At 68.5% G+C, this 19,997-nt stretch carries 17 protein-coding genes; 11 read left to right on the plus strand and 6 right to left on the minus strand.

Annotation, left to right across the window (positions count from 1 at the left end; genetic code table 11):
* Window positions 1–2: 2 nt before the first annotated feature.
* The gene (gene pepN, locus E6C70_RS02905; RefSeq protein WP_136422054.1) at window positions 3–2,555 is read right to left on the minus strand and encodes an aminopeptidase N; all 2,553 of its coding nucleotides are present in this window, start codon (window positions 2,553–2,555) and stop codon (window positions 3–5) included.
* Between the two features lie 59 nt (window positions 2,556–2,614).
* Here pepN and E6C70_RS02910 point away from each other — a divergent pair, with 59 nt between their 5' ends.
* Genes E6C70_RS02910 through E6C70_RS02925 form a run of 4 tightly spaced genes read left to right on the plus strand, consistent with a single transcriptional unit; the run spans window position 2,615 to window position 6,200 of the window.
* Window positions 2,615–3,103, plus strand: a complete 489-nt coding sequence (locus tag E6C70_RS02910; RefSeq protein ID WP_136422055.1) for a ribose-5-phosphate isomerase — start codon at window positions 2,615–2,617, stop codon at window positions 3,101–3,103.
* Window positions 3,096–4,115 carry an Fpg/Nei family DNA glycosylase gene (locus E6C70_RS02915; protein WP_136422058.1) on the plus strand — a complete coding sequence of 340 codons (1,020 nt, stop codon included), beginning with the start codon at window positions 3,096–3,098 and terminating at the stop codon, window positions 4,113–4,115. Before E6C70_RS02910 ends, E6C70_RS02915 begins: the two co-directional genes overlap by 8 nt.
* Window positions 4,116–4,122: 7 nt before the next feature.
* Window positions 4,123–4,752, plus strand: coding sequence for an FMN-binding negative transcriptional regulator (locus E6C70_RS02920; protein WP_136422060.1), 630 nt, complete (start codon window positions 4,123–4,125; stop codon window positions 4,750–4,752).
* Entirely contained in the window at window positions 4,749–6,200 is a 1,452-nt protein-coding gene (locus tag E6C70_RS02925; protein WP_136422063.1) for an amidohydrolase, read from the plus strand. The genes E6C70_RS02920 and E6C70_RS02925 overlap by 4 nt, the downstream gene beginning before the upstream one ends.
* Window positions 6,201–6,219: 19 nt before the next feature.
* On the opposite strand, the gene E6C70_RS02930 is transcribed toward E6C70_RS02925, so the two are convergent.
* Window positions 6,220–9,951 (minus strand): SCO7613 C-terminal domain-containing membrane protein, encoded by a 3,732-nt coding sequence (locus E6C70_RS02930; protein ID WP_168770844.1) that lies wholly within the window; start codon window positions 9,949–9,951, stop codon window positions 6,220–6,222.
* A 173-nt stretch (window positions 9,952–10,124) separates the two neighbouring features.
* A complete protein-coding gene (locus tag E6C70_RS02935; protein ID WP_136422068.1) occupies window positions 10,125–11,195 on the minus strand; it encodes an App1 family protein phosphatidate phosphatase in 1,071 nt (356 codons plus the stop codon).
* A gap of 101 nt (window positions 11,196–11,296) precedes the next feature.
* On the opposite strand from E6C70_RS02935, the gene E6C70_RS02940 reads away from it, so the two are divergent.
* The 5 genes from E6C70_RS02940 to E6C70_RS02960 all read left to right on the plus strand — a co-directional run bounded on the left by E6C70_RS02940 (window position 11,297) and on the right by E6C70_RS02960 (window position 15,371).
* Window positions 11,297–11,941 carry a TetR/AcrR family transcriptional regulator gene (locus E6C70_RS02940; protein ID WP_136422069.1) on the plus strand — a complete coding sequence of 215 codons (645 nt, stop codon included), beginning with the start codon at window positions 11,297–11,299 and terminating at the stop codon, window positions 11,939–11,941.
* 166 nt (window positions 11,942–12,107) lie between these two features.
* Window positions 12,108–12,968: an ABC transporter ATP-binding protein gene (locus E6C70_RS02945; protein ID WP_136422072.1), complete on the plus strand. Its 861-nt coding sequence runs from the start codon at window positions 12,108–12,110 to the stop codon at window positions 12,966–12,968.
* The gene (locus tag E6C70_RS02950; RefSeq protein WP_136422074.1) at window positions 12,965–13,663 is read left to right on the plus strand and encodes an ABC transporter permease; all 699 of its coding nucleotides are present in this window, start codon (window positions 12,965–12,967) and stop codon (window positions 13,661–13,663) included. Before E6C70_RS02945 ends, E6C70_RS02950 begins: the two co-directional genes overlap by 4 nt.
* Complete coding sequence (locus tag E6C70_RS02955) at window positions 13,660–14,445, plus strand: ABC transporter permease (RefSeq protein ID WP_235833246.1); 786 nt, start codon at window positions 13,660–13,662, stop codon at window positions 14,443–14,445. Before E6C70_RS02950 ends, E6C70_RS02955 begins: the two co-directional genes overlap by 4 nt.
* The gene (locus E6C70_RS02960; protein ID WP_136422076.1) at window positions 14,442–15,371 is read left to right on the plus strand and encodes an ABC transporter substrate-binding protein; all 930 of its coding nucleotides are present in this window, start codon (window positions 14,442–14,444) and stop codon (window positions 15,369–15,371) included. Before E6C70_RS02955 ends, E6C70_RS02960 begins: the two co-directional genes overlap by 4 nt.
* A 31-nt stretch (window positions 15,372–15,402) precedes the next feature.
* On the opposite strand, the gene E6C70_RS02965 is transcribed toward E6C70_RS02960, so the two are convergent.
* From E6C70_RS02965 to E6C70_RS02975, 3 genes are read right to left on the minus strand one after another with little or no spacing between them, the layout of a single operon-like run.
* Window positions 15,403–16,131 carry a DedA family protein gene (locus E6C70_RS02965; protein WP_136422078.1) on the minus strand — a complete coding sequence of 243 codons (729 nt, stop codon included), beginning with the start codon at window positions 16,129–16,131 and terminating at the stop codon, window positions 15,403–15,405.
* A 27-nt stretch (window positions 16,132–16,158) separates the two neighbouring features.
* Window positions 16,159–17,091, minus strand: coding sequence for a M56 family metallopeptidase (locus tag E6C70_RS02970; protein ID WP_136422080.1), 933 nt, complete (start codon window positions 17,089–17,091; stop codon window positions 16,159–16,161).
* A 25-nt stretch (window positions 17,092–17,116) separates the two neighbouring features.
* Window positions 17,117–17,473, minus strand: coding sequence for a BlaI/MecI/CopY family transcriptional regulator (locus E6C70_RS02975; RefSeq protein WP_136422082.1), 357 nt, complete (start codon window positions 17,471–17,473; stop codon window positions 17,117–17,119).
* Window positions 17,474–17,563: 90 nt separating this feature from the next.
* Between E6C70_RS02975 and E6C70_RS02980 the strand changes: the two genes are divergently transcribed.
* Window positions 17,564–18,976, plus strand: coding sequence for a cytochrome ubiquinol oxidase subunit I (locus E6C70_RS02980; RefSeq protein ID WP_136422084.1), 1,413 nt, complete (start codon window positions 17,564–17,566; stop codon window positions 18,974–18,976).
* Window positions 18,977–18,985: 9 nt separating this feature from the next.
* Entirely contained in the window at window positions 18,986–19,993 is a 1,008-nt protein-coding gene (gene cydB, locus E6C70_RS02985; protein ID WP_136422086.1) for a cytochrome d ubiquinol oxidase subunit II, read from the plus strand.
* Window positions 19,994–19,997: the final 4 nt, after the last annotated feature.

Consider the following 19,997-nt stretch of genomic DNA (forward strand, 5'->3'; position numbering starts at 1 on the left):
CCTTACTCGGCTACCGCGTCGCGAGCCTGGGCGCGGAGGGCGCGCTGCACGCCGGCCAGGTTCTCGATGACGAGCCGTCGCAGGGCCGCCGGGCGATCGGCGTGGCTGTCGAGCCAGTCCTGGCTCGCATCGACGAGCTCCTGGTCGGCCAGCGGAGAGGGGTAGAGCCCGTCGACCAGCTTCTCCGCGATCGCGTAGCTGCGGCGATCCCAGACCATGTCGAGCATGTCGAAGTACTGCTTCACGAAGGGCTTCAGCAGGCTCGGATCTGAGGCTCGCAGGAAGCCGAGCGCCGTCACGCGGACGATCGTGTTCGGCGCCGTGTCGACGGCCACGAGCGAGTCCCAGGCTCGCTGCTTGGCCTCGGCGGTGGGGATCGCCGCTCGCGCCTGCGCGGCAGCCTGACGGCCGGTCGCGGTGTCATCCGTCGCCAGCCGCTGATCGATCTCGGCGTCGCCCGCCTTGCCTGCTGCCGCGAGCGCGATGAGCAGCTCCCAGCCGAGGTCGGTGTCGATCTCCAGCCCGTCCAGACGGATGTCGCCCTCGAACAGGCCCAGCAGTTCCTCGACGTGCGAGGAGGACTCGGCGATCGATGCGAAGTACTTGACGAACTGGAACTGGGCGTCGCTGCCGGCCTCGGCCTGCTGGGCGAGCGCCCAGAAGGTGTCGGCGACCGCGGTGATGGTCTCGGGTCGGTGCTCCGGCGCCGAGTAGGCGCTGGCAGCGAGGACGGCGTTGGCCAGCACGATGCGGAGCGTGGTCGACTCGGTCTCCGAGGCGACGTTGTTCAGCACGAGGCGCACGAAATCGCTCGCGGAACTCTCCGCGTCGCGGGTGGCGTCCCACGCCGAGCTCCACACGAGGGCCCGGGCCAGCGGGTCCTCGATGGCGTCGAGCCTCTCGATGGCGACGGCGAGGGACGCGTCGTCCAGGCGGATCTTGGCGTACGCGAGGTCGTCGTCGTTGAGCAGCACGAGCGCAGGACGAGCGCGACCGACGAGCTCGCCGACCTCCGTCCGCTCCCCGTCGACGTCGAGCTCCACGCGATGCGTGCGCACGAGCTTGTCGTCGACCAGGTCGTAGAACCCGATGGCGAGGCGGTGCGGACGGATGGTGGGGTAGTCCGGGGCGGCACTCTGGAGCACGGCGAACGACGTGATGGCACCGTCATCCGTCGTCTCGATCTCGGCCCGCAGCGTGTTGACACCGGCGGTCTCGAGCCACAGCCGGCCCCAGTCCGACAGGTCGCGACCGCTCGCGGTCTCCAGCTCGGCGAGGAGGTCGGAGAGCGTGGTGTTGCCCCACGCGTGCTTGGTGAAGTAGGCCGAGACGCCGGCGAAGAACGCGTCGATGCCGACCCACGCGACCAGCTGCTTGAGCACCGATCCGCCCTTGGCGTAGGTGATGCCGTCGAAGTTGACCAGCACGTCCTCGAGGTCGTTGATGGTCGCGACGATCGGATGGGTGGACGGGAGCTGGTCCTGGCGGTAGGCCCAGCTCTTCTCCATGGCGTTGAACGTCGTCCACGCCTCGGTCCACTCGGTGGCCTCCGCCGTCGCGATGGTCGACGCCCACTCCGCGAACGACTCGTTCAGCCAGAGGTCGTTCCACCACTTCATGGTCACGAGGTCGCCGAACCACATGTGGGCGAGTTCGTGCAGGATCGTCACGACGCGACGCTCCTTGATCGCGTCGGTCACCTTGGAGCGGAAGACGTACACCTCGGTGAAGGTGACCGCGCCCGCGTTCTCCATGGCTCCGGCGTTGAACTCCGGCACGAACAACTGGTCGTACTTGGTGAACGGGTACGCGACGCCGAACTTCTCCTCGTAGTAGGCGAAGCCCTGTCGGGTCTTCTCGAAGATGTAGTCGGCGTCGAGGTACTCCGACAGGCTCTTGCGGCTGAAGATGCCGAGCGGGATGACGCGGCCGTCGCTGCTGGTCAGCTCGCTGCGGACGACGGCGTACGGGCCAGCGATGAGCGCGGTGATGTAGCTGGAGATGCGGTGGGTCGGCTCGAACGCCCACGTCTTCGCCCCGTCTGCGGCATCCGTCGGCTCGGGGGTGGGGGAGTTGGAGATCACTTCCCACACGGCCGGTGCCGTCACGGTGAAGCGGAAGGTCGCCTTGAGGTCGGGCTGCTCGAACACCGCGTACATGCGGCGCGAGTCCGGTACCTCGAACTGGCTGTAGAGGTAGACCTCGTCGTCGACGGGGTCGACGAAGCGGTGCAGGCCCTCGCCCGTGTTGGTGTAGCGCATGTCGGCGTCGACGGTCAGCTCGTTCTCGGCCCGTAGGCCGTCGAGGCGGATGCGCACCCCGTCGGCGACATCGGCGACGTCGAGCGACGCGCCGTTGAGGGTGACGGAGTGCACCGTCGCCGTGATCGCGTCGATGAACGTCGATGCTCCGTCCTTCGCGCTGAAACGCACCGTGGTGGTGCTGCGGAAGGTCTCGGGCCCCGTGGTGAGGTCGAGCGCGACGTCGTAGTCCTGCACGGCGAGGAGAGCGGCGCGCTCCTCTGCTTCGATGCGGGTGAGGTTCTCTCCGGGCAACACGGCCTCCCAGGCTCTTGGATCGGATTGTGTCCAACTCCCAACCCTAAACTGACGGCATGCGCATCCACATCGCCACCGATCACGCCGGTCTGGACTTTTCTCGTCATCTCATCGAGCATCTGGGCGCGGCCGGCCATGAAGTGATCGATCACGGACCGACCTCGTACGACGCGATCGACGACTATCCGGCGTTCTGCATCAACGCCGCTGTCGGTGTCGCCCGCGACCAGCAGGCCGGCGTCGATGCGCTCGGCGTCGTGTTCGGCGGTTCGGGCAACGGCGAGCAGATCTCCGCCAACAAGGTCGCCGGCATCCGAGCCGCTCTGGTCTGGAGCGAGAGCACGGCACTGCTGGCACGGCAGCACAACGATGCCAACGTCATCTCGATCGGCGCACGTCAGCACACCGTGGAGGAGGCGACGTCGTTCATCGATACGTTCATCGCCGAGCCGTTCAGCGAGGAGGAGCGCCACGTGCGACGGATCGCCCAGATCGCCGAATACGAGGCTACCGGGCGCATCGCCGGCAAGGTCGTCGATGCCTGAGGGACACTCCGTCCATCGCATCACCCGCCAGTTCGCGGCCAACTTCGTCGGCCGCGCGGTCTCCGTGTCGAGCCCGCAGGGGCGCTTCGCCTCGGACGCCGCCCTCATCGACGGCCAGGTGATGACGGATGCCCATGCCGTCGGCAAGCAGATGTTCCTCGAGTTCGCCAACGGGCTGTGGCTGCGCGTGCACCTGGGCATGTACGGAGCGTGGGATTTCGCCGGCGACATCCAGTGGGACGCGACTCTCGCATCCGCCAACGGACGGATGGGGCAGACCAATCAACGAGGAACGGTGCTGCCCGCGGTATCGCCCGGCGGATCCGACGAGGACGCGCCGATCCTCGACTCCGCCGGCGAGAACTCCCTGCACTCCATCGGGGCCCCGCGTCGCACGCGCGTGCGCATGGCTGAGTCGGAGAAGGCCCAGTCGCCGTCGGAGACCTGGCCGCCCGAACCCGTCGGTCAGGTGCGCGCACGCCTGCTGACGGATGAGGTGTGCGCCGACCTCCGCGGCCCGACCGCGTGCGAGGTGATCGACGCGGCACGCGTGGCCGAGGTCATCGATCGGCTCGGGCCCGATCCGGCGGACGGCGACACCCCCGACGACGAGCAGCGCTTCGTCTCGACGGTGCGCAGGAAGCCGACGGTGATCGCGTTGCTGCTGATGGACCAGACGGTCGTCAGCGGAATCGGCAATGTCTACCGCGCCGAGATGCTCTACCGGGCGCGACTGAACCCGCACACGCCCGGCCGACAGCTGACGGAGGAGACCGCGCGAGGATTGTGGCGCGACTGGGTGCACCTGCTGCGCCTCGGCATCGAGACCGGCCAGATGATGACGATGGATGATCTCGACGCCGACGCCTATCGTGCGGCGATGGCCAACCGTGCCGATCGCCACTGGGTCTACAAGAGGGAGGGCCTGCCGTGCCGTACGTGTGGAACGCACATCGTGCTCGAAGAACTCGGCGGCCGCAAGCTGTACTGGTGTCCGCGGTGCCAGGCGTGAGCGCGTCATGAGGCAGAATCCGTCGTTCACCCTCGCCTCCGAGGACGGGGTGAGGCGGCTGATCCGCGAGAACCCGTGGGCAACACTCGTCAGTGAGACCACGAACGGACTCGTCGCGTCGCACTATCCGGTCATCCTCGACGAGGACGCGGAGGGCATCGTCCTGCTCAGCCACGTCGGCCGGCCCGACGAACAGCTGCTCGAACTCGGTCGGCATCCACTGCTCGTCGTCATCCAGGGCGCCCACGGCTACATCTCGCCCGGTTGGTACGACGCCAAGCCCGCCGTGCCAACGTGGAACTTCGTCGTGGCCCACCTGCACGGGACGCCGGAGATCCTGAGCGACGCCGACAACCTGGCCGTGCTCGATCGGCTGGTCGACCACTTCGAGGATCGGATGCCGGAGCCGCGGCGCATGCGCGGGACCGTCGAGAACGCAGCATACGCGGAGCGGATCGTGGCCGGGACCGTCGGCTTCCGCATGCACGTCGAGCGTTTCGTCGCCAAGGACAAGATGAGCCAGAATCGCCCGGCTGCGACGGTGGAACGCATCATCACGGAACTCGAGGGCGACGGGCCGTACGCCAGTGCCGAACTCGCGCGCGAGATGCGCCGGGTGCACCCGGACGTGCCGTGAGCCTCACGCTCGGCTCGGCGCGGCTGCCGGGGACGGATGCCGTCGTCGACATCGAACTCGACGCCCAGCGCATCCGGTCGATTCGTCCCGCCGGCGCCGACGGGCGCGGTGGCGAGCACCTCGACCTCGCGGGCCGCTGGGTCATCCCGGGGTTGTGGGACAACCACGTGCACTTCACCCAGTGGTCGCTCGCCGCCCGGCGCCTCGACGTCGCCGGTGCCGCATCCGCGCAGGCCCTGGCCGCCGTCGTCGGCGAGCGTGTGCGGGCCGGCGCGACGGAGGTGACGGCGTTCGGCTTCCGCGACGCGCTGTGGGCGGATGCTCCGACGCGCGCGATCCTCGACGAGGTCTCCGGCGGCGTCAGTGTCGTGGCCGTCAGCGGCGACCTGCACAGCGCATGGCTGAACTCGGCGGCACTGGCGGCTCACGGCCTCGCCAACCACCCCACAGGCTTGTTGCGCGAGGAAGCGGCATTCGCAGTCGTCCGCTCGCTCGAGAACGTGTCCGTCGAGGTCAGCGATCGGTGGGCGGCCGAGGCAGCGACGGAGGCGTCTCGTCGAGGCGTGGTGGGCATCGTCGACTTCGAGATGGCGTGGAACGCGGAGACCTGGCGGCGACGCGTCGGGCGTGGTGCGGACGCGCTGCGTGTGGAGTTCGGCATCTACCCGCAACATCTGGAACGCGCGGCAGCCGAGGGCCTGCAGACGGGCGAGTTTCTGGATGGCGGCGACGGGCTCGTGCGAGTCGGCTCGTTCAAGGTCATCACGGATGGATCGCTCAACACCCGCACGGCCTACTGCTTCGACGCCTACCCGGGCTTGGGCGGCGAGGAACGCTACGGGTTGCTCACCGTTCCGCCGGATCAGCTGGTGCCATTGTTGACCCGGGCGCGGGAGATCGGCCTCACCGCCGCCGTGCACGCCATCGGCGATCACGCCAACGCGCTGGCACTCGACGCTCTCGCCGCCGTCGGCATCGCCGGTTCCATCGAGCACGCTCAGTTGCTCGCCGAGGGAGACGTCCGCCGGTTCGGCGAGCTCGGCGTCGTCGCGAGCGTACAACCCGAGCACGCCATGGACGACCGAGGGGTGGCGGATCACTTCTGGGCGGGACGCACGGGACGGGCCTTCATGCTGAGGAGCCTGCTCGACGCCGGCGCGCGACTGGCGCTCGGATCGGACGCACCGGTCGCGCCCCTGGATCCGTGGGTCGCCATGGCAGCGGCCGTCGGTCGCAGCCGCGACGGGCTACCGCCGTGGCATCCGGAGCAGGCCATCACGGCCTCCGAAGCCCTCCTCGCCTCGACCCGGTCCATCATCGAGGTCGGGGCGGTCGCCGACCTCGCGATCCTCGACGCCGACCCGTTCGCCGCGACGGTCGACGAGCTCCGCGTCATGCCCGTGAGCGCCACCCTGCTCGGCGGTCGGTTCACCCACACGACGCTCTGACGCTGCTTCCGCCAGCCGGTCAGCGCAGCGCCGAAACCCGCAGCACGATCGAGCGCACGTTGCGGAGTCGGTTCTCGTAGCGGGCGGCCAGCACGATGAGGAGGGCGCCGCCGAGGCCGAGCCACGCCCACCACGGCACCGCCTCGTAGGAGGTGCGAATCCACGGCCAGAGCTGGGCGGTCGCATGAGCGACCAGGACGACGCTGCCGAGGAGGAACGGCGCCTGGAGATGCCACCGCAGTCCGACCAGCACGACGCAGAGGCTGACGACGCCGAGGCCAACGACCCCCCAGAGCGGTGAGACGCCGAGGTCGGCGATCAGGCCCGGGATCAGCAGGACGGCCAGGCCAGGACCCAGCAGGGTCCAACTGCCGAGCCGCGACCGCGAGAGCGCGATCCAGCCGTGCACGAGCATCGTGCAGGCCAACGGAACAGTGACGACCTCGAACGGGTCGGCCACTCCGTCGACGACCGTCCAGACGGCGGCAGCAGCGGCCACCGCGTAGCCAGTCCATCCCGCCGCCCGCAGGAAGGGAGGTCGTTCGATCAGGAATGCCGCTGCGCCGACGGAGGCCGACACGGAGACGACCGTGAAGGCGATGAATACGCCGGCCGGTCCGATGTCGGCATTGGCGAACGCCAGCAGTCCGCAGAGCGCGATCGACGCGGAGAGCAGCAGAACGGATGCGCGGGCGAGCGGCGTCTGGGCTGCTTCCCGCGCGTGACGGGCCAGCGCGAAAGAGCCGACGGCGAGGACGACGAAGCCGACGCCGATCCAGAGGATGCCGCCCGCTTGCGAGGCGTGGACGGCGACGGTGAGGGCAACGCCCACCACGCCGGCCGCCATCAGGCTCGCCCTCACGATCGACCCGCGTCCCCCGTCAACGAGCGCGAACGGAAGCAGTACGAGCAACGCGGAGACGATGCCCACGGTGACGGATCGGTGGGTCGAGTCGGTGTCGGCGACCGCGAGCGGAGCGATCATGACGATCAGTCCAGCGAAGGCCACGACCGCGACGTCCCGTCGCGCGGAATCCGAGGGTCGTCGCACCCAGAGGAGGATGGCGATCGTCAGGAGGGCGACGCCCGCAGGGAGGACGTAGAACTCCACCGTTGTCTGGCCCCACTCGGACAGCCGGGTCCACACGGCTGCAGTCGCGAGCGCGAGGGCCACCCAGCCGAGGTGTCGTCGCATTCCCCGAGAGCGGAACAGGCCGTCCGGGGAGAGGGCGAACAGGAGGGTCGCCACGGCGGCCATGAGCAGGAGAATCCATCCTGCGGAAAGCCCTGTCATGACGAAGGGAACCGCGAGGCTGGCTGCGGCGCCTCCGTCGATGCCGCTCCGCAACCGGGGCTCACGGCGGGCGGACACCAGTCCGGCGACAGCGGCGAGGATGCCGGCGACCGAGGTCGCGATGACGATCGCCGTCGCGTCGACCGTGAGCTCCCGCGACACGAGACGAAGGACGGCGACGGCGAGTCCGACCAGTACCGGTCCGAGCAGGATCGCGGCGACGGATCGTCCCAGGAGCGCGCGCTCGTCTGCTGGGCGAGCTTGACGGTTCGCGGGCAGCAGGAGCCACAACGCGACGGCTGCGGTTGCGCCGACCGCGGCGAGCACGATGGTGACGTCCGCGCGGCGATCCGTCGGGTCAACGATCAACACCGCCACCAGGACCGCACCAAAGAAGGCCGCGACGAGACCGGCGGCGTCGCGTTCGCGCGGCGTCGCGAATCGCCCAAGTGGAAGTGCGGACAGTGCCCATAGCGTCGCCGCGGTGGCGAGCGCCACCGGTCGGCCGTCCGTCACCGGTTGAGCGACGATGACGGACACAGGGCCGACGGCGACCAACGCGGTCACGACCGCGAATCCGTAGGCGTCCGCCAAGAGGAGGGCCCGCGCGATCACGCCGTGGTCGACCCGCCTCGGCCGGAGCAGCAGCACGACCGCGACGACACCGACGGATGCCGCCAGCCAACTCCACGCCTCGGCGAACGACACGATGTACCCGATGGCGCTCCAGCCGACCGCCGCGGCCTCGAGCGGCCAGCGGAACACCCGGCGGAGTGGGGCGAGGCGTCGGACCGCGACAGCGATGACCGCGCCGCCGAGCGCGCAGACGACGATCGCCGCCGGGGCCGACAGCAGCGGGATGGCGAGGCAGGAGACGATGACCGCGAACCACGACAGAGTCAGGACACGAGGCGTATCGAGACTCCGGAAGGCCGGACTCCGCACCGCCGACCAGAACACCAACAGCAGCGCTGCGGCCGACGCCAACGCCGCAACGGCGGCCACCGCCTCCGCCGAGGGTGGGTCCACGACCGTCCACGGCTCATCCATCCAGAGGTTGGTGGAGTAGGGGTAGGTCAGCCAAGGCACGCCGCGGAGCAGGGCGTCGCCGAGGGGCGTCGCGGCGACGGACACCCCGATGACGCTCGTGACGACCGCCGCCACGGCGGAGCCGCTCGCGATTCCCACCAGCGCGGCTCGCAGACCCCCTCCGCCGGAGGCCGAGAGTCGCTCGGCGGTCGCCGCGACCGCGACCGGCAGCAGGATCCCCACCCACGTGGCGGCGACGGCGTTCTCGGCGCGAGACGCGACGGCCGCGACGGCGATGGACGGAAGGAGTGCGACGAGGGCGAACACCAGCGTCCCGATGACCCTCCGGTCGGCCGACCGGACGAGGGCGGTGGCGTGCGCGCCGGCCACCGCCGCCAGCAGCCCCAGCGTCAGGGCCGGCGCCCACGGCTGCTGGGGAGAGAGGAAGAGGCTGGAAAGCAGCGCGACCGCGGCAGCGGCAGCCCCGGTCGCGCCGAGAACGAGCCGTTCCGCGCGGAGCCCCGTCTCGGAGGCGGAACGGGCCGCGAACCTCGGTGTCGTGACCCAGAGCAGGCTGATCACGAGTGCCGTCATCGAACCGACGTAGAACTGCACCGCGAGGTCCGAGCTCGAGGAGGAGGCGACGTCGGCCGTTAGGAGAGCCGGCCCGATCGCGATCGTGCCGAGTCCCATGACGCTTCCCGTCCGTACCCGGGCGACGAGGAACCAGCAGATGAAAAGGAGAGCGGATGCCGTGAGCGCGAAGCCCCAGTACTGGACGGCCGGCGGGGTGTCGGCTCCGAACATCCCGTTCGCCCGGACGGCCCAGGCGTCGAGGTAGACCAGTGCGACGAACACGACGCCGATCCCTTCGGCGGTCGCCGCGAGCGATCGGCGGCGCAGCCAGGATGCGAGCAGGAGTGCGACCACCGTCGCCACCGCGACGATCGCCGACCGGAAGGCGAGACCGTTCTGGATCCAGGCCACGGTGAGGAAGAAGATGCCAGCGATCGTCACGAGGCTGACGCCCACGACGAGCAGCACCAGTTGAACGCTGGACCGCCGTCGCGGGCGGCCGCGCGGTGCTGAGAGAGAAGGCATACCTGCCTGCGGCGGCATGGCAGGTGGTGCTGCTGAGGGGGACGCTGCGATCGGATCCAGGGACGCCGGCCCGACGGCCACGCGTACCGAGGTTTCGGACGTCCGAGCCACCAGCGCCTCATTGCGTAGCGCGCGGATCAACCTGACGCGATCCCGCAGCGCATCCGCCGCATCGGTGGAGCGGCGCAGGAGTTCGGCGGCCGATCCGCCGCGCACATCGAGGCCGCAGGCCGGACAGTCGCTGCCGATCAGTGCGGCGAAGCACGCCGGGCACAGGGCGGAGTCGGCGAGTTGCTCGATCCCGGAGGGGAAGGTGATGCGATCCATCGTTCGGACATCCTCGTCGTCGCCGTAGCCGCCCACTGCTCTCCCCACGCCAGATGCCGGCTGGTTGCGCCGCTCGCGATAACGCTAACGACGGTGCACAGTCACCGAGAGGGGGCTCATACCCCTGTTGAGAGCCGAGATTCTCTGCTACGGCGGGAGGAGGCGGTCCTCGCTCAGACGAGGTCGAGTTCCCCGAGCTGGTCGGCGAGGCCGGAGCCGTCGGGCGCGTAGACCCAGTCGACGCCGCGTTCGACGGGCTCGGCCTTGGAGAGTCCGCCGCCGGCCAGGACGGCCTCGCCGGGGGTCAACTCGCGGATGGCGACGGCAGCCACGTTATCGGGGTGCGCGAGCTCGAACTCCCGGTACACGGTCTCGTCGTGCTGTCCGTCATCTCCGATGAGCAGCCAGCGGATGTCGGGGAATTCGGCGGAGAGCCTCTGCAGGTTCTCCTTCTTATGGGCCCGCCCGCTGCGGAACCATCGGTCGTGCGTCGGTCCCCAGTCGGTCAGCAGCAGGGGACCGGCGGGGTAGAGGTTGCGGGAGAGGAAGCGCGTGAGCGCAGGGGCGACGTTCCACGCGCCCGTCGAGAGGTAGATCACCGGCGCTCCGGGGTGGGCGGCGGCGAGGCGTTCCATCAGGACCGCCATTCCCGGCGTCGGCGTGCGCGCGTGCTCGCTGAGCACGAAGGTGTTCCAGGCGGCCAGCAGGGGACGGGGCAGGGCGGTCACCATGACGGTGTCGTCTATGTCCGACACGATTCCGAATCGGACGTCGGGCGGGACGATCCGCACCGGTGCCTCGACCGGTTCCCCCACCGTCGTGGCCAGTCGCGCGACCTGCCAACCGGGCTCGGAGGTCACCAGGACGTCCGTGTCGATCACGCCGCCGCGGTCGGCGAGCACGTCGAATGACTCTCCACCGAGTTCGATGGTGACCGGCGCGAACGCGACCGGACAGCTGATGAAGCTGCGCCATCCGCGCAGTTGCTCGCGACGCAGGGCGCGGCGGCGGTCCGCCTGGGTCGGGGGGGAGGATGCCGGCCGAGCCGGCTTCAGAAGGAGCACGCGGCACAGGACGCGCGCCCGCTCCGTCGAGCCGTATCCGGCGTAGGGGATGATCGTCGGCACGCGACCGTGGCGTCGAGCCCAGCGCTCGCGGTAGGCGTGGAACCAGTCCTCGAGACGTGCCGCGCGGTTGGTCGATCGCACCGCCGGCCGGCGGGTGGAGTCAGGCGTCTGCGGCATATGCACCAGTTTCGCATGCGCGGGCACCGCGTCGTCCCATTGCGCATCCGGAGCCCGATCCGCTCACCTAAGATGGTGCGGTTGCAGTTCTAGGAGGACCAGTGCCCATCGGCGACATCTCTGGGGTCGACGCCCCACTTCCCACTCGGGTGCGTACCGAGCCCATCCAGCAGCGCAGCGCCGACCGGTTGAACCGACTGCTCGATTCGGCCGCCGAGATCGTCGACGAGATCGGCTTCGACCGCCTCACGACAGCCATGATCGCCGAGCGTGCCGGTGCCGCGATCGGCACGGTCTACCGCTACTTCCCCGACCGCATCGCCGTGCTGGTCGCCCTGCGCGAGCGGGCGGTTCAGCGCTTCCGCCTCCGCAGCATGCAGCTCATGCGCGCGGCCGGCCCCACGAGCGTGTGGGACGCGGTGGACAGCGGCATCACGGCTTTCGTCGAGCTGTACCGCTCGGAGCCCGGCTTCCGCATCATGCACTTCATCGATCGTGAGCGCATGCCGCTCAGCGCGGAGGAGGCCGAGCCCCACCTCGCGAAGCGCCTGGCCGACATTCTCGAGGAGGCCATCGGCATCACCCACGACGCCGAGCTCGACTTCCGCCTCGAGATCGCCGTGGAGATGGCCGACGCCATCCTGTCGCGGGCCTTCGCATTCGATCGTGCCGGCGACGAGCGCTACATCGAGGAATGCCGCCGCGTCGTCCGCGACTACCTGAGCTCGGAGCTCGCCGCGGTCTGATCAGGTCCACGGAGGTGAGGGGGCGCATCCGGAATACGGTTGCGCCCCCTCTGTTCTCCCTTGTCACAACTGCGACACAGTTTGCAATCCCCTACCCCTTCGGCTGCGAATGGTGTTTGTGTAGTTGTGGTGAATGCCGCCCGACCCCCGAGGAGACGACGCAACCATGATCGAGTTCCGCTCGGTGTCGAAACGCTTTCCCGACGGTACCCTCGCGGTCGATGACTTCTCGATCGTCATCCCCTCGCGCCAGACCACCGTCTTCGTCGGCTCGTCCGGTTCGGGGAAGACCACCCTGCTGCGGATGATCAACCGCATGGTCGACCCCACGGCCGGACAGGTCGTCATCGACGGTGACGACGTCGCGAAGGAGAACCCCGTCCAGCTGCGTCGCCGCATCGGCTACGTCATGCAGAACGGTGGACTCCTGCCGCACCGGCGCATCGTCGACAACGTGGCAACGGTCCCCGTGCTGCGCGGCGTCCCGCGCGGCGAGGCGCGGGAGCACGCCCTCGAGCTGCTCGACACCGTCGGCCTGGACCGTTCGCTCGCGACGAAGTACCCGCGTCAGCTCTCGGGCGGTCAGCAGCAGCGCGTCGGGGTGGCTCGTGCGTTGGCTGCCGACCCGAACATCCTCCTCATGGACGAGCCGTTCGGCGCGGTCGATCCCATCGTGAGGCTCGAGCTGCAGCGCGAGCTCAAGCGACTGCAGAAGGACCTCGACAAGACGGTGGTCTTCGTGACCCATGACATCGACGAGGCGTTCGCCCTCGCCGACCAGGTGGTCATCTTCCGCACGGGGGGCATCGTCGCCCAGGTCGGCACGCCATCCGAGGTACTCGGCAATCCGGCTGACGAGTTCGTCGCGTCGTTCATCGGCGCCGACCGCGGTCAGCGGCAGCTGCACCTCGAGCCACGCAACCCCGAGACGGGGCAGGTCATGGTGGTGGACGCGTCAGGACGCCCGGCGGGACTCCTCTCCGACGACGAGAGCCGCGCTTCCACCGGGGCGGCGAGCCCGTCGTGAACTGGCTGTTCAGCAACTTCGACATGGTCGTGGAGCTGACGCTCAACCATGTGCGACTGAGCATCATCCCGATCATCGCGGGGTTCGTCATCGCGGTGCCTCTGGGTCGCCTGGCCGCGACGGGACGCGCGGCGCGCGGCGTGATCATCACGAGCACGAGCCTGCTCTACACCATCCCGTCGCTCCCGCTCTTCGTCATCCTGCCGGCGATCATCGGCACGAAGGTGCTCAGTGACACCAACCTCATCGTCGCGCTGTCGATCTACGCGGTGGCCATCATGGTGAGGGCGGCGGCGGATGCCTTCAGCTCCGTCTCGGTCGACGTCAAGCAGGCCTCGCTCGCGATGGGCTATTCGAAGTGGCAGCAGTTCTGGCGCGTCGAGTTCCCCCTGGCCGGGCCGGTGTTGCTCGCGGGCATGCGCGTCGTGTCGGTGTCGACCATCGCTCTCGTCTCGGTCGGCGTGCTCATCGGCTCGGAGAACCTCGGCTACCTGTTCTTCAACGGCAAGCAGCGGGGACTGCTCGAGGAGGTCGTGACCGGAATCGTCGCGAGCCTCCTCATCGCACTCGTCTTCGACCTGGTGCTGGTTCTTCTCGGGCGAATCCTGTTGCCGTGGAGTCGAAAGGATCGGACGCGGCGTTCGGCCGATTCCGAGACCGTCTCGCTGACCGTCACGACAGGCGGTGCCGCGTGAACCTCTTCGTGAACGCCTTCCTGTGGATCTTCGACCCGGCCAACTGGACGCCCGGCAGCCAGTCACCGCTGCCCATCCAGGACCGCCTCGGCGAGCACCTGCTGTACACCTTCATCGCCGTGCTCATTGCGGCGGCCATCGCTCTTCCTCTCGGCTTCTACATCGGGCACACGGGCAAGGGGCGGCAGTTCGTCATCAGTTTCACCGGAGCCATGCGCGCGCTGCCGACGATTGGCGTCCTGGTCTTCCTCACCATGGTGCTCGGCTACTCGCTGGTGGGAACGACGGCCAACTTCCTCGGAACGATGATCGCCCTCGTCCTGCTCGCCATCCCGTCGATTCTCGCCGGGGCATACTCCGGACTCGAGTCGGTGGATCGGCAGACGATCGACGCCTCGCGGGCGAGCGGGATGACGGAGATGCAGATCCTCACCCGCGTCGAGATCCCGCTCTCACTGCCGCTCATCATCGGCGGCCTGCGAGCCGGCGTGCTGCAGGTGATCGCCACCGTGACGATCGCCTCCTATGTGGGGCTCGGCGGTCTCGGCCGCATCATCTCGAGCGGCATCGGACTGAACGACTACGACGAGATTCTGGGCGGCGCGATCCTCGTCACCATCCTCGCCCTCCTCGTCGACGGCGTCTTCGCCCTCATCCAACGCCTCACGGCCACTCCGGGTGTCGGTGGCGCCGTGGAGACTGGGCGCACACGACTTCGCCGACGGGCATCCGGCCCGTTGGCGACGGTGGGAACACCGATCCATGAAGGGAATGGACCATGAGCATTTTCAAGAAGGGCCGGATCGCCGTAGGCGTTATCGCGGTCGGAGCCGTCGTGGCTCTGGCAGGGTGTTCACAAGGGGACCCCACCGCTCCAGACACCGGTTCGGGAGGGGGCAGCGGCGACGCGATCGTCGTCGGGTCGTTCGCCTTCCCCGAGAGCGAGATCCTCGGGCAGATCTACGCGCAGGAGCTGAAGGCGAAGGGCTTCGACGTGTCGACCAAGTTCAACATCGGCCCGCGCCAGCAGACCATCCCGGCTCTCCAGGACGGTTCGATCAACCTGATTCCGGAGTACAACGGCAACCTGTTGGCGTACTACAAGACCGACTTCACCGAGCGCACCACCAAGGACGTCGACGCTGCCCTGGGCGACGCCGTCGCCAAGGATAAGCTCACGGTCTACAAGTCGGCACCCGCCGAGGACAAGGACGCCTACGTCGTCACGAGCGACTTCGCCAAGAAGAACGACCTCAAGGCGATCGGCGACCTCAGCAAGGTGCAGCCGTTCAGCCTGGGAGCGAACCCCCAGTTCGCGACCCTCGGGTACGGCATCCCGGGCCTCGCCTCGACGTACAAGGTGAGCCAGGTCACGTTCGTGCCCTACGAGGACTTCGGCGGACCCGACACGGTCAAGGCGCTGACGGACAACACGGTGCAGGTCGCCGACATCTACACGACGTCGCCCGACCTGAAGGCCAAGGACCTCGTGGTGCTCGATGACCCCGAGAACCTCATCGCCGCACAGAACATCGTGCCGCTGCTCAGCAAGAAGATCGCGTCGGACAAGCTCGAGAAGACGCTCGACGCCATCTCGGCCAAGCTGACAACCGACGACCTCATCGACCTGCGCAACCGGGTCGAGGGCGACGAGAAGGCATCCGCCGAGACCGCCGCGAAGGACTGGTTGAAGAAGGCCGGGCTCTAAGAGCCGGATTCACGAGGAGGGGTCGGATGCGTCAGGCATCCGGCCCCTCCGTCGTCGGCAGCGATGTCGTCGGCAATGATGCGGTTGTCAGCGGGCCCGTCGTGGATGCCTCCACGTCCTCATCGTCGTCCATGTGGCGCTTCTCGGAGCGTCCGAGGAGCTTCTTGACCACCATGACGCCGATGAGGAAGACGGCGATGATGCCGACGAAGATGTAGCCGGCCACGTGCAGCTCCGAGCTGAGCTCGCGGAAACTACCGGCGGCGGCGGACGCCACGGACACGTAGGCGGACGCCCAGATCACGCTCGCGGGCGCCGTCCAGGCCATGAAGGTGCGGTAGCGCATCGGGCTCGTCCCGACGGTGACGGGCACGAGTGAGTGCAGCACGGGCAGGAAGCGCGAGATGAACACGGCGATGCCGCCGCGGCGTGCGATGTAGCGCTCTGCGCGCGACCAGTTGGCCTCGCCGATGCGAGCGCCGAGCCGGCTCGCCCGGATGCGCGGGCCGAACCACCGGCCGAGCGCGAAGCCGATGCTCTCGCCGGCGAGGGCTCCGACCACGACGGCCGCGACGAGCGCGAAGTACTGCACCGGCCCGTCGACGGCTGTTCCTGCCACGAGCACGATCGAGTCGCCCGGCACCACGAGTCCGATCAGGATCGAGGTCTCGAGCAGCATGCCCACTCCGGCCATGAGCGTCCGCAGCACCGGATCGACGGACTGCACCGCGTCGAGGATCCAGGTGAGGGCATCGTTCACGCCCCCGAGCATAGGGCGGCTGCCCGATCAGATCATGAGAGCGACGAGGTAGCCCGCGGGTACCGCAACAAGACCGACGGATGCCGCGAGTACGCCGAGGCGCGCCGCCCGGGTCAGAGGCCGACCGTTCACGCGGAGCCGACGGATGCGCACGGCCATCGCGGAGGCGACGGACCTGCCCGCGGCGGACGTCGTGGCGTCTTCCGCGGCCTCCCATCCGCTGCCCACCTGCTCGATCGCCGCCGCGAGGGTCTCGGCGTCGGCCTGCCGTACGGCCTGGTCGTCGGCCAGCAGCTCGACGAGCAAGCCGACCGACCGCTCGGCACGCGTGGCGATCGGGAACCACGGGAGAGCCCGTCGCCAGGAGCGGAAGGCCAGGAGCATGAGGTGGTGCTGCTGGCGCAGGTGGGCGTCCTCGTGGGCCAGGACGGCCCGCAGCCGGTCCGCGTCCAACAGCTCGATGAGGCCGTTCGAGAGCACGGTGACCGTCCGCGCACCGGGGAGGCAGTACGCCACCGGGGCGGGGTGCTCGATGACGCGCACCCGGGCGCGGTCGGCGTGCGGAGCGGTGAGCAACGCGATGAGGTCGCGGTGCCGGCGCCGTTCGCGCTCTGCTCTCACCGCCGTGTCCACCAGATTCACGAGCAGGTCGAGTGCGAGAAGCGCCGCTGCGCTGAGGAGGAAGAGCTGGATGGCTCCGTAGGCGGACGGCAACGGACCGGTGAACGCTGCGGCGAGAAGGTCCGCGCCCGCGTGGGGCAGGTTCGCACCGGTGCCGGCCAGCCCGAATCCGAGGAGCGATCCGAACATCGACAGTCCACCGCCGAGGGCGATCGCCTGCCACAGCACGAGGGCGGTGGCCGGATTGTCGACCGGCCAGGCGGCGCGGGCGAGGGCGATGGGGATGGGCCACGCGAGCGCGACGGCCAGCACGGCGAGCGCGACGGCGCCGATCAGCATGTGATCAGCCTGCGTCCGGCATCCGTCACCGGCCGGGGTCGAGGAGCGCGCGGAGGGTGTGCGCCTCGTCAACGGACACCTGGCCGACGAACCGCGCCAGCACCGCGTCGCGGTCGGACGCGGAGCCGAGCACCTCGTGCATCAGCGCGGCCGTGTGGGCTTCTCGGCTCATCACGGGGGAGTAGGAGTGGGGGCGGCTTCCACGGTCCCGGCTGACGAACCCCTTTGCCTCGAGGCGCGTGAGCACCGTGAGGACGGTCGTCACGGCGGGCGATCGGTCATCCGTCTGCAACCGATCGCGGAGCGCCGTGGCCGTCAGAGGGTCGGGCGCGCTCCAGAGCAGTTCCATCACCGCTCTTTCGAGATCGCCCAAGGTTGCCATAGGTTCAGACTACCGAACGCGTCGCGAGTGTTCTACGCTTTGTAGAAGTTGATTTTCTACACCGTGTAGAAATCGACCGAGGGGAGTCTCGTGAACGAGTGGCTCGATCCGCTGCTGTTGTCCCGATGGCAGTTCGGACTCACGACGATCTACCATTTCCTGTTCGTGCCGATCACGATCGGCATGGCCGTGACCGTGGCGATCTTCCAGACGGCCTGGGTGCGCACCGACAAGGTGCACTACCTGCAGTTGACGAAGTTCTTCGGAAAGCTGTTCCTCATCAACTTCGCGATGGGCGTCGTGACAGGGATCGTGCAGGAGTTCCAATTCGGAATGAACTGGTCGGAGTACTCCCGGTTCGTCGGCGACGTCTTCGGTGCTCCGCTCGCACTCGAGGGTCTGCTGGCGTTCTTCCTGGAGGCCACCTTCATCGGGCTGTGGATCTTCGGGTGGAACCGACTGCCGCGCGGCGTGCACCTGGCGACCATCTGGGTGACAGCCGCCGGCACGGTGCTCTCCGCCTACTTCATCATCGCCGCCAACGCGTTCATGCAGAATCCGGTCGGGTACACCATGAACGCGGAGCGCGGTCGGGCCGAGCTCACCGACATCGGCGCGCTGCTCACTAACAAGGTGGCGCTCGCGGCCTTCCCGCACACGATCGCCGCCTGCTTCATGGTCGCCGCCGGTCTGATCATCACGGTCGCCGCGTGGCACCTGTACCGCAACCAGCACCTGGACACCATGCGTCCCGCGCTCAAGTTCGGGCTCTGGATGATGGTCATCGCCGGCCTGCTCACCACCTTCTTCGGCGATCAGCTGAGCCTCGCGATGGTGCAGACGCAGCCCATGAAGATGGCCGCGGCCGAAGCGACGTACAACACCGTCACGGGTGCCAACGCATCCTTCTCCATCTTCACCCTCGGAACACCCGACGGCGTGCACGAGCTGTTCTCCATCCGCATCCCGTACCTGCTGTCGCTGCTGTCGACGCACACGTTCAACGGGACCGTCGAGGGCATCAACGATCTTCAGGCGCAGTACACCCAGCTCTACGGCCCCGGCGACTACACCCCGATCATCTGGGTGACGTACTGGACGTTCCGCTGGATGATCGGCCTCGGCCTCCTGCACGTCGTCGTCGCGGTCGTCGGTCTGTGGATCACCCGGAAGGGTCGTGAGCCGAAGTGGCCCTGGCTCTGGAAGGTGGCCATCTGGTCGTTCCCCCTCTCACTCGGCGCCATGATCATGGGCTGGACCTTCACCGAGATGGGCCGGCAACCATGGATCGTGTTCAGCCTGCTCAAGACGCAGAGCGCGGTCTCGCCCAACGTGTCCGGACTCGAGGTGCTCATCTCGCTGGTGGTGTTCACGCTCCTCTACGGAGCCCTCGCCGTCGTCGAGTTCGGACTCATCAAGCGCGCTGCCCAGAAGGGGCCGGATGACGCTCCGCAACCCGACCCGGAGACGGGCGTCGTGCAGCCGCTCACGACGGTCTACTAGGAGGGCATCATGGATCTCCCCACGCTCTGGTTCTGGATCGTCGCGTTCCTCTTCGTCGGCTACTTCGTGCTCGACGGCTTCGACTTCGGCGTCGGCATGGCGCTGCCCTTCCTCGGGAAGGACGACGTCGACCGACGCGTCATGATCAACACGATCGGCCCGGTCTGGGACCTCAACGAGACCTGGGTCATCGTCGCCGGCGCCTCGCTGTTCGCAGCCTTCCCCGAGTGGTACGCGACACTGTTCAGCGGCTTCTACCTCGCGCTGCTCCTCATCCTCGTGGCCCTCATCCTCCGCGGGGTGTCCTTCGAGTACCGGCACCAGCGGCCGGACTCGCGCTGGAAGAGCCGGTTCGACCTCATGATCATCGTGGGCTCTGCTGTGCCCGCGCTGCTGTGGGGCGTCGCATTCGCCAACATCGTGCAGGGGGTGCCACTGGACTCCGGGCACAACTACACCGGAAACCTCATCGACCTGCTGAATCCGTACGCCCTCCTCGGCGGGCTGACGACGCTGCTGCTGTTCTTCACGCACGGCGTGCTGTTCATCGCACTCAAGACGGATGGAGACCTGCGCGTGCGTGCCAGACGGCTGGCCGCTCGTGCCGGTCTCGTGACCATCATCGTCGCGGCCGCCTTCCTGGTGTGGACGGCGTTCATCGCGGCCTTCTCGCCCATGTACCTCCTGCTGGCCGGGCTGGCGGCCCTCGCCCTGATCGCCTCCTGGATCCTCAATGCGAGGGGGACGGAAGGCTGGTCGTTCGGTTTCGGAGCGGCGACCATCGCCCTGGCCGTTCTGGCGCTCTTCACCGCGCTGTTCCCCGACGTCATGCCGGCTTCCAACGACCCGGCGAACAGCCTGACGATCGCCAACGCGTCCAGCACCACCTACACGCTCACGGTCATGAGCTGGACGGCGCTCATCTTCCTCCCGCTCATCGTGGCGTACCAGGCGTGGACCTACTGGGTCTTCCGCAAGCGGGTCACGAGGGAGCACATCACCGAGGCGGCGCACTGACAAC

The sequence above is a fragment of the Orlajensenia flava genome (assembly GCF_004801905.1).
Lineage (GTDB): Bacteria > Actinomycetota > Actinomycetes > Actinomycetales > Microbacteriaceae > Orlajensenia > Orlajensenia flava.